8 protein-coding genes are annotated in these 9124 nt (G+C 58.1%); 2 read left to right on the forward strand and 6 right to left on the reverse strand.

Annotation, left to right across the window (positions count from 1 at the left end; all coding sequences use genetic code 11):
- Window positions 1-122: 122 nt before the first annotated feature.
- On the reverse strand, window positions 123-1523 hold the full coding sequence (locus V6C16_RS04770; RefSeq protein ID WP_333536253.1) for an SLC13 family permease: 1401 nt from the start codon (window positions 1521-1523) through the stop codon (window positions 123-125).
- A 218-nt stretch (window positions 1524-1741) separates the two neighbouring features.
- Complete coding sequence (locus tag V6C16_RS04775) at window positions 1742-3193, reverse strand: aryl-sulfate sulfotransferase (protein ID WP_333536252.1); 1452 nt, start codon at window positions 3191-3193, stop codon at window positions 1742-1744.
- Window positions 3194-3389: 196 nt separating this feature from the next.
- On the opposite strand from V6C16_RS04775, the gene V6C16_RS04780 reads away from it, so the two are divergent.
- Complete coding sequence (locus V6C16_RS04780) at window positions 3390-4073, forward strand: Crp/Fnr family transcriptional regulator (protein WP_333536251.1); 684 nt, start codon at window positions 3390-3392, stop codon at window positions 4071-4073.
- A gap of 136 nt (window positions 4074-4209) precedes the next feature.
- Here V6C16_RS04780 and V6C16_RS04785 read toward each other — a convergent pair whose 3' ends face one another.
- From V6C16_RS04785 to V6C16_RS04795, 3 genes are all read right to left on the reverse strand, one after another.
- Window positions 4210-5709 (reverse strand): flagellar hook protein FlgE, encoded by a 1500-nt coding sequence (locus V6C16_RS04785; RefSeq protein ID WP_333536250.1) that lies wholly within the window; start codon window positions 5707-5709, stop codon window positions 4210-4212.
- A gap of 86 nt (window positions 5710-5795) precedes the next feature.
- Window positions 5796-6209 carry a rhodanese-like domain-containing protein gene (locus tag V6C16_RS04790; protein WP_333536249.1) on the reverse strand — a complete coding sequence of 138 codons (414 nt, stop codon included), beginning with the start codon at window positions 6207-6209 and terminating at the stop codon, window positions 5796-5798.
- A gap of 352 nt (window positions 6210-6561) precedes the next feature.
- A complete protein-coding gene (locus tag V6C16_RS04795) occupies window positions 6562-7758 on the reverse strand; it encodes a pyridoxal phosphate-dependent aminotransferase (protein ID WP_333542826.1) in 1197 nt (398 codons plus the stop codon).
- A gap of 89 nt (window positions 7759-7847) precedes the next feature.
- Here V6C16_RS04795 and V6C16_RS04800 point away from each other — a divergent pair, with 89 nt between their 5' ends.
- Window positions 7848-8285, forward strand: coding sequence for an MbtF (locus tag V6C16_RS04800; RefSeq protein ID WP_333542827.1), 438 nt, complete (start codon window positions 7848-7850; stop codon window positions 8283-8285).
- A gap of 281 nt (window positions 8286-8566) precedes the next feature.
- Here V6C16_RS04800 and V6C16_RS04805 read toward each other — a convergent pair whose 3' ends face one another.
- Window positions 8567-8992: a rhodanese-like domain-containing protein gene (locus tag V6C16_RS04805; protein ID WP_333542828.1), complete on the reverse strand. Its 426-nt coding sequence runs from the start codon at window positions 8990-8992 to the stop codon at window positions 8567-8569.
- Window positions 8993-9124: the final 132 nt, after the last annotated feature.

Genomic DNA, 9124 nt, shown 5'->3' on the forward strand with positions numbered 1-9124 from the left:
TGCTTGGTATATCAAGGAGAACGAGCCTTTTATGCAGGGAGTGTACTCTTATGGTACTCGACCGGAATAAAAGGCGAAGTTCGACGCAGAGATACCGGGAAAGGCGCTCGTGACGACACTGTCTAGCCAACCATGCGCCAGTAGGGCATGGCGATGGCTGCCACAAAAAGTCCTGTCAGGAGCATGCGCAGGGCCATGACCACAAGCATGTCCCTGAACCGGATGTAGCCGCTGCTGTAAAAATAAAGGTACAGGGCGTACTCGTAGGGAAAGAGCAGGTTGTCCAGGCCGTACTGAAAGGAAAAGTAGAGCAGCCTGGGGTCAATGCCCATCTGTACGCCAAGCTCGGTAATGGGGGCCGAAAGGGTAGAGGTGGCCGCCAGCGGCGTGAGCAGAAAGTTCATGGCCACGCCTACAACGTAGGAGCATACGGTGGCGAGGGTTGTTCCCGTTTCGCTGAACAGCGGCAAAACAAGTCCCGCCAGCCACTGGGTGACCTTGAGAAAGCCCCCGGCACTGCCGATGGCCATGCAGCCCATGATGAAGAAAAGCGGCGCGAAGTTGATGGCACTGATGCGTTTGCCGTTCATGAGGCTCACGCCCGGCAAAAAGGCTATGCCTGTCACAAGCACCAGCACGGTTCCCGCGCTCAGGTGGTGCAGCGAGTCGGTGGAAAGCAGCACCAGCGTGCCGCACAGCAGCACCAGGGCACGGCGCTGCTCGTCGCTCATGCTGCCAAGCTCCGCGTGTTTTTCACGCACGGCCCGGCAAAGGCTTTGCTTGTCAACGCTGGTGCGCAGCACCAGCAGCACCAGCCCCAGCGACATGAGGGTATACAGCATGGCCGGAACAAAGTTGAACTTTGCGTATTCCATCCATGTGGTCTGGGTTCCCATAACCTTGTCCACAATGCCCATGCCCATCACAAGGTCGCCCGCGCCCGTGAGGTAGGCAAGCTTTGTGGAGCCGACAGCCAGGCAGGCAGCCAGCACCACGGCCGTGGCTTCACGGCTTTTGGGCTTGAAGTCCAGCGCATCGCAGAGGGACAGGGACACCGCGCAGATGATGGCGGCCTTGCCCATAATGGAAGGAACCAGCGGCGAGATGATGGCCGCCGCCAGAGTGATGCCCGCCAGGGCCCCGGCAAAGCTGCCGCCTGTGAGCTTGACGCAGGTGAGGGCGATACGCTTGCCCAGCCCCGTTTCCTGAATGATCTTGCCGAGCGTGAAGCCGCCTATGACAATAATGGGGACTTCGGAAAGCCACGGGCCGAAAACGACCTTCTGGCTCAAGCCGCAAAAAAGGGTGTACAGGATGGGCAGAACAATACCCACGGCCACTTCGTTCATGCTGTCCACGGCCCAGGCAATGACGGCCCACAGGGTAACGGCCAGAAAGGCCGCCATGGGGTCGGTAAATGCTTCGCTGCGGGGCATGACGAAATAGACGGCAAGCGGCAGAACGAGGCTGAATGCCCATTTTGCCAGCATGGCCGGTGTAAGGTCGGAAGTTTTAACAAACATGGCGTCCTCGTGAGGGTCCGGACTTTATCCCGCCCCGGCCGGCAAACCGGGGCGGGATGTGGAGGGTTGGTTAGAGCAATTTAACTTTTAAATTGCTCGGACGGCTGCGTGAGCAGACGTTCGCTACGGAGGCGTAAGCGCAGTTTATCTGCGCGGTTAAACGCCGAAGTGAGCGTGCCTTAAACTTTGAGAATGTATATTCTCAAAGTTAATCTGCTCTAGTTGCCGGAGGGGTCTTCCACCGAGGCTACGCACAGGGCATTGCTGCCTTCATACGGCTGGCAGCCTTCCACGGTGACCTCTTTGTCACGGTCTCCGGCTGCGGCTGCGCCCGGCACGCGGAAGGTGGTGACGTCCAGGGGCGCAATGGCCTTTTCCACGGGTTTTTCCACCTGGGGAACCCATTCATAGGGCACGCGGTAGGCGCGATAGGTCATGTTCATGGGCACATGCTTGCCCCAGTAGGGCGAAATGAATTCCCACACGATTTCATGATCCCGGGTGACTTCAAAAACGCGGCCGTCCGAACCTTCCGTAATGAGGGTGTTGCCGTTGGGCAGGCGCTGCATGCCGCTGATGAAGGGGCTGTAGAAGCGGTTGCTGTCCATCGGCTCAAGAAAGCCTGCTTCCTTGGGCGTGTACTGCCAGACAATCTTGAGGCTCACGGGGTCAATTTCCAGCACGCGCGAATGGTCGCGCAGGGCCGCCTTGACGCCCGTGGGCGCGCCGGGGTTGGGCACGTCGTAGCCGCCCCATCCGCCGTTGTCGAAAATAAGAATGTTGCCTTCGCCGGGCAGGCCGCGGGGAATCATGTGGGCATGGTGCTGGCCGATGATCCAGCCGATGGCCCTGAGTTCGGGCGAGCTGTCGTAGTCCGGGCCGAGCTTCCAGGTGATCTTGCCGGTCTTTTTGCTGATAATGAAGATGATGTTGGCTTCGCGCCCGTCCACAATGATGTTGTCGGGATGGAAGCGCTCGTCGCCCGCGTCGTACCACTTGTTGGGACCAAGGGCGGACATGGAGTTGATGTGTATCCAGTCGCCCATGCCTTCGGGCTGCGTGGGCCGGTAGTTGGGGTTGCGCGCCAGCGTGTTCTTGGGGCCTTCTCTGAAGCCCATTTCGTCAAAGTGCTCGTTGCAGCACCATTCCCAGAGGATTTCGCCATTCCAGTCGACCTCAAGAATAAGGTCGTCCAGCAACAGCTTGTCGCTGATGGCGGCATTGCGGGCGTTGCGGTGGCAGAGCACCAGGGTGTTGCCTTCCAGAGCCTTGGGCTCCATGCCCGGCGTGAAATAACCCACAGGGTTGCCTTCGCGCTGGAAGTCGTGGTGGTAGCGTGCCATCCAGCGGCCTTCAGTGCCGGGATCCTCAATAAACTCGTTACGGTCGAATTTCCAGACGATATTGCCGTCCCAATCGGTCTGGACAATGTCAAGCCCGTCCTGCACACTGTATTTGCCACTGCGGCGACCACGGCTGGTAACAAGATAGCCGCCGGGAAGAATTTTGTTGGGCATGCCGTGAACGCCCTTCCAGACATTGACCTCGCGGCCATTCATATCCATAAGAACTGCACCGACTTCCTGAGCCTGAAAAATGGTGAAGCCGCCCCAGCATTTTTCTGGGTTGAACAGGGTGACTCCTGTGGGATAAATTGTCGGGTGACCCATGATGTATCCTCCTTGATGTTTAGAAAGGCGAAATGGCAGTTCGCCTTTTTTCCATGTGGATAAAATTTTTGTGTGTTGCAGAATCAGGGTAGCGGCAGGCAGGCTGAGGGCGTGTTCCGTATGCAACATTTTTCACAATAAATTTTCCGGGCAGGCACGCGTCGTGGAACGGACGTCGCGTTTTGGAGATGATATCATGGAAAAACAAACAGTTGAGGTAAGCATCAAGGGCAGTCGCAACTGGGCCTTCAAAGAGATGAAGGGCATGAACGCCCCCTGGCGGTCGGTGCTGTATCTTGCACGCCGCTTTGCCTGGCCCAAGGGGCATGAGGTTCAGTTTCGCAATCGTCTTTATTTTCTGGAGAAAGGCCGTGTAAGGCTTACGCATCAAAGCCTTGAAGGTATGGAAAAGATTCTCTGGTACATTCATGAAGGGTGCATCTTTGGGGAAACGCCCTTTCTTGATCCCATGCCGTTGGAGAGTTTCTTCACATGTGCCACTGATTGCGTGGTCTACGGTTTTTCAAAAGAGAGCTTTGAGACGATCAGCCGGGAGCGGCCCGACCTGATCTCAAACCTGCTGCTTTCCATGTCGCGCAAGCTGCGGATACTGTCCAACCAGGCTTCTTCCCTGTATGTGGACAATCTGCTGGTGCGGGTGTGCAAGTTCATGGCGCAGCATCTGGAGCCGGACAGCCACCCCCTTACCGCGAATCTGGGTATCTCGCGGCAGGAGATGGCAAGTCTGCTTGGGGTACATAGAGTTTCTTTGTACAAGGTGCTGAAGCAGCAGGAAGAGGAAGGACTTTTTGGCCCCTTTGAGGGCAACGCGGTGGTGATTTTGCAACCCGAGGAATTTTTTCGGCTGGCTTCTGCGTAGAGCAATTTTAGAGCAATTTCTCTTTGAAATTGCTCTAAAGTGAAACTGCTCCAGGGGCAGGGCAGATTATGAAAAAAGGGCGCGTTGCCGTGTTGCGGCAACGTGCCCAGAGTCTGTTTCAAGAAGAAGCTGTTGCTTAGCGCTTCAGTTCCACGGCCTTTTGCAGCATCTGGTCGGCAGTGGTGACCACCTTGCTGTTGGACTGAAAGCCGCGCTGGGTGATGATCATATTGGTCATCTCCGTCGCCATGTCCACATTGGAGTTTTCAATATTGTAGGCGCGTATGGTTCCGTAGTTTTCGGTTCCTGCCACGCCCATGTCCATCTGGCCGGCATCCTCGGTGGCGCTGAACATGTTGTACCCCTCGCGCCGCAGGCCGTCTTCGCTTGTAAAGCGGCACACGGGAATCTGCCACAGGTTCATGCTCTGGTTGTTGGAAAAAAGCCCGACCACGTTTCCGTCGGCGGAAATGCTGATATTGCTCAAAAAACCTTCGGGATAGCCGTTCTGGACGTTGCGCCGCGTGACCGGTGAAGACCCTTTGTAGTTGGTGGTGGCGTCAACGGCCACTGTGGCGTCCTGCCCCATGCCGCCCAGCGAATTCTGCACGGCGCCCACGGCAGCTGCATTGGCCGGGGCATTCTGCCAGCCTCCGGCGGCACTGATGCCGAGGTTCACCGTTGTCCCCACGCCGTTGACCGTCATCTGCGGCAGGCCGCCGTCCGACAGGGCGGAGGGAACCCAGTCCGTCAGGTTTTTGCTGTCCGCAACGGAAGGGGTAAAGGCCGTCATGTCGGTCAGCTGCCCCTTGGCGTCAAAGGTCAGGGTTCCGGTCATCAGGGCGCCTGTGCCTGGCGCAACTCCGTTTTCATCCTTGGGGGTGTTGCCTGTGGCTATGAGGTACTGCACCACGCTGCCGGGGCGGTCGCTCGGGGCCGCGTCAAAATAGATGGTGGCCTGTTGCTGGCTGCCGTTTTCGCCATACAGGGTGATGTTCTGGGCATAGCCGTAGGCCAGGTTGGAAAGAGGCGGCGCGTTGTTGGCGTCGTAGGAATTCAGCATGGTAAAATAGGGATCGGCCGCATCGGTGCTGCTTGGCGTTTCCAGCCCAAGGTTGAAACGCATGTCCACAGACGTGGTGCTTTTTGAGGGCATGGTGGCGAACTTGTCTATGGTGACCTGCTGCAGACCGCCTTTGCTTCCGTCGACATTGTATTTGTAGCCGTTGAGGGCCAGGCCCGAAGGGGTGCGCAGAACCCCGTCCTTGTCGGGGCGAAAGTCTCCGGCACGGGTATAGTAGAGGTCCACGCCGTCCGTCACCTGAAAAAAGCCTTTGCCGCTGATCGCCATGTCTGTGACCGTATTGCTGGTCTCAAGCGCCCCCTGGCCGAAAAGCGTGCGTACAGACTCCACCTGCAGGCCCATGCCCACCTGACCGAGCGCTACACGCGAGTTGTCCTGCGCATTCCACCAGTTTCCCATACCGCCCTGCTGGGCGTAAAAAATATCGGAAAAGAGAATGCCCTGCTGCTTGTAGCCGATGGTGCTGACGTTGGCGAGGTTGTTGGTGGTGACATTCATGCCTTCCGCCAAGCCTTTCATGCCCGTAGCGCCTATATAAAGTGACGAGTTCACGCTGGCCTCCATAAAAATAGGGGCGGTGGAGGAAAAACATTCCTCCCCGCCCCTTATACTGCAGAGAATGTGCCAGAACTGTGGATTTATTTTTCCACAGGCAATCCGCGCTGTTGCCAGACACTGATGCCTTCGTTCATGTGCAAAATATTCCCGATCCCCGCCTGCTGCATGCTGGTGTAGGCTCCGGCGGAACGGTTGCCCGTACGGCAGTAGAGCAGCACCGGAGCATCCTTGGGCAGGGCGGCGATCTGCGTTTCAAACGGCCCGCCGAAATAGTCAATGTTTACAGCGCCGGGCAGATGCCCATCGCGAAACTCGGCGGGGGTGCGCACGTCTACGATAATCAGTCCCTGCGGCGGGTTTTTCAGCAGCTCAGCCGCGTCCTGCACGCTTATGTCCCTGGCGGCTGCGGGCAGTGCCGCAAGCATGACAAGGACGGTCAGGGCAAGGGCGCAGAAAAAACGGCGGGATGCGCTGTTTTGCATTCTGTTTGTCATAAAGGCTCCATTGGGCCGGTCATTTGGGCCGTGTCATCCCGTGCCGTCGTCCGGCCCGTTGTCTCACGTCGCGGCCCGTCATCTCTCGTCGCGGTCTGCGCGCTTGTACCCGTGTCATCCGGGGCTGCCTGTTCGTATTTTGTGGCAGGGATTTTTCTGAAAATCCTTGCCGGGCAGTTAGGCAGTGTCGTCACGAGATAAATTTCCTTGGTATATCAAGGAGAACGAGCCTTTTATGCAGGGAGTGTACCCTTATGGTACTCGACCGGAATAAAAGGCGAAGTTCGACGCAGAGATACCGGGAAAGGCGCTCGTGACGACACGGTCTAGCGCATTTCATTCGTAAATTGCGCTATTCTACGGTAGCGCGGGCCTTGGCAAAGCCTTCGGCCGAATTGCGGATGACGCTTTCGTCCACGCAGAAGGCCAGACGGAAATGCCCCGGGCAGCCGAAGCCCGTGCCGGGCACTGCCAGCACACGCTCTTCAAGCAGGGCGTTCACAAAGGCCACGTCGTCGCCGCCGGGAGCCTTGGGGAAGAAGTAAAAGGCTCCGGAGGGCATCTGGAATTCGTAGCCGGCCTGTTCAAGCACTTCGGCCATGGCCTTGCGGCGGGCGGCGTAGACCTCAAGGTCCACCTGGCTCCCCAGGGCTGCGGCCATGATGTGCTGGCCCACCACGGGCGGATTGACAAAGCCCAGAATGCGGGTGGTGAGGGTAAGGGCGGCCATGAGCAGCTTCTTTTCTTCTGCGGGCAGCTTGGGCGAAACCGCGGCGTAGCCCAGGCGTTCGCCCGGCAGGGAAAGGCTTTTTGAAAAAGAACTGATGGCAATGGCGTATGGGTAGAGGGGCAGCACCGAAGGAACCTCTGCGCCGTCATAGGCCAGAAAGCGGTAGGGTTCGTCAGCTATCAGCCAGATCGGCTTGCCGTATTCCTGGCTCTTGTTGAGCAGCAGATCGGCAATGGCCGCTATTTCCTTGCGCTTGTAGACCACACCCGTGGGGTTGTGGGGCGAGTTGATGAGCACCACGCGGGTCTTTTCGCTGATGGCGGCTTCAAGCGCGTCCAGATCAGGCGCAAAGGTGTCTTTTTTGCTTTGCACGGCCTTGAACACGCCGCCGTGGTTGGACACGTAAAAACCGTACTCCACAAAATAGGGAGCAAAGGCCAGCATTTCTTCGCCGGGATTGAGCACGGCGCGCAAAAAGGCGTTGAGCACGCCAGCCGCGCCGCAGCCCAGGATCACGTCTTCCGCCGTCAGGGTTACGCCCTGTTCGCGGCTCAGGTAGTCAGCCAGCTTTTCCCGCGCCCAGGCAAATCCGCCGTTGGGCATATAGCCGAAAGCAAACGGTTCATGAGCGTGCTCGGCAAAGGCGCGCAGGCCCTCGGCCACTGCGGGCGGGGCGGGCAGGTCGGGATTGCCCAGGCTGAAATCATACACCTTGTCCGCGCCGTAACGCGCCTTGAGATGTCCTCCGGCCTCAAACATGCGGCGTATCCATGATGCGTGTTCGAGGTAGCCGGTAACACTGTCGGCAAGAATAGACATAAAACGACTCCCAGTGGTTGTTGTATTCGCCATGACTATTGGTTATGCTTCCAAAAGCCGCATAAAGCAATTGTCATTTGGAGGCTCTGATGCGTTTTGATATTCTCGGCAAAGCCGTGCGCGTCCTGATGCCCGCGCTGTGCGCGGCCCTGCTGTTGCCCGCCTGCTCCGCCAAGGAGCCGGAAACCGCGCCCAGCGGCATGACCCTTACGGTAAATCTGCGCGACGTTCACCGCTGTTCGCGCATTTCGCCTGAAATAACGGTGCTCCAGGCGCCCAACGGTACGGATTATTTCGACGTGCGCCTGGTAGAATACACCGGCGACGCCCAGGAGCTTTTCCTTGGCGGCGGCCAGTGGGATAACGACAGTTCCGGCATCATACCCGAAGGCGGCCTGACCCGCCACTATCGTGGCCCCTGCCCGCCCGCCGGACAGGCCAGGGACTTCGCCTTTGTGGTTGCAGCCATGAAGAGAAACAACGCGCAGCCGCTGTCTGTGCGCCTGCACCGGTTTACGCAGGAGTAGACGCCGGGCGGTGAAAACCGCCTTGTACCGTGAAAAGCACAATGAAAAGCATGATAAAACCGCCACCGGGACCCCGGTGGCGGTTTTTGCTTTCGAAACGCTGCTCCGTTGCGGGCTTGCCGCCGTATGCGAGCAGCTCAGGCCATATTCTGCTCCAGAGCAATTCCGCTTTGAAATTGCTCTGGCGACTGCGTGAGCAAGCGCAATGTATTTGCGCTGTTAAGCGCAGAAGCGAACATGCCGTAAACTTTGAGAATGGACATTCTCAAAGTTTATCTGCCCTAGACAGACAGGCCCATCTTTATGGCCGCCTGCAGGCCGCCGGTGGAATTGACCACATCGGTGATGCCGTGCCGGGCCAGCACAAGCAGGCCGTCATATGCGCGCAGGCCCGTATTGCAGATGATGGCGACGGGGCGGTCTTTGGGAACCTCGTTGACGCGGGCAGCCACTTCTTCAAGCGGTATGGCGTGCCAGTCGGGGTGTTTTTCCTGCACGGCGCGTCCGGCGGCAGCGGGGCGCGCGTCAATGAAGAACACATTGTTTTTTTCGCGGTTTTTCCACATATCCATGAACTGGTCGGCGGTAACCGGGGTAAAGCGCCCGGCCAGCACGTTGTCGGCCACGTTGCCCACCACGTTGACCACATCCATTGCCGAGGCAAAGGGCGGGGCGTAGGCCACCTCAAGGTTGGAAATATCTTCCACCCTGGACCTTCAACATCAGAGCGTCAAGTAACGATTGCGTGCATGACCCGCAGGGTTTTGCCACCCATGCAACGCACAGGAACAGGCAGGCACGGCCTGCCGTCAAGCAATTCTTTACCAGTGACAGTGCTC

The organism is Desulfovibrio sp. 1188_IL3213 (assembly GCF_036763145.1).
Classification (GTDB): domain Bacteria; phylum Desulfobacterota; class Desulfovibrionia; order Desulfovibrionales; family Desulfovibrionaceae; genus Desulfovibrio.

Excerpts from the sequence above, each read along its gene's own strand:
- V6C16_RS04770 (WP_333536253.1), bottom strand. The coding sequence starts at position 1,523 with ATGTTTGTTAAAACTTCCGACCTTACACCGGCCATGCTGGCAAAATGG.
- V6C16_RS04775 (WP_333536252.1), bottom strand. The coding sequence starts at position 3,193 with ATGGGTCACCCGACAATTTATCCCACAGGAGTCACCCTGTTCAACCCA.
- V6C16_RS04780 (WP_333536251.1), top strand. The coding sequence starts at position 3,390 with ATGGAAAAACAAACAGTTGAGGTAAGCATCAAGGGCAGTCGCAACTGG.
- V6C16_RS04790 (WP_333536249.1), bottom strand. The coding sequence starts at position 6,209 with ATGACAAACAGAATGCAAAACAGCGCATCCCGCCGTTTTTTCTGCGCC.
- V6C16_RS04795 (WP_333542826.1), bottom strand. The coding sequence starts at position 7,758 with ATGTCTATTCTTGCCGACAGTGTTACCGGCTACCTCGAACACGCATCA.
- V6C16_RS04800 (WP_333542827.1), top strand. The coding sequence starts at position 7,848 with ATGCGTTTTGATATTCTCGGCAAAGCCGTGCGCGTCCTGATGCCCGCG.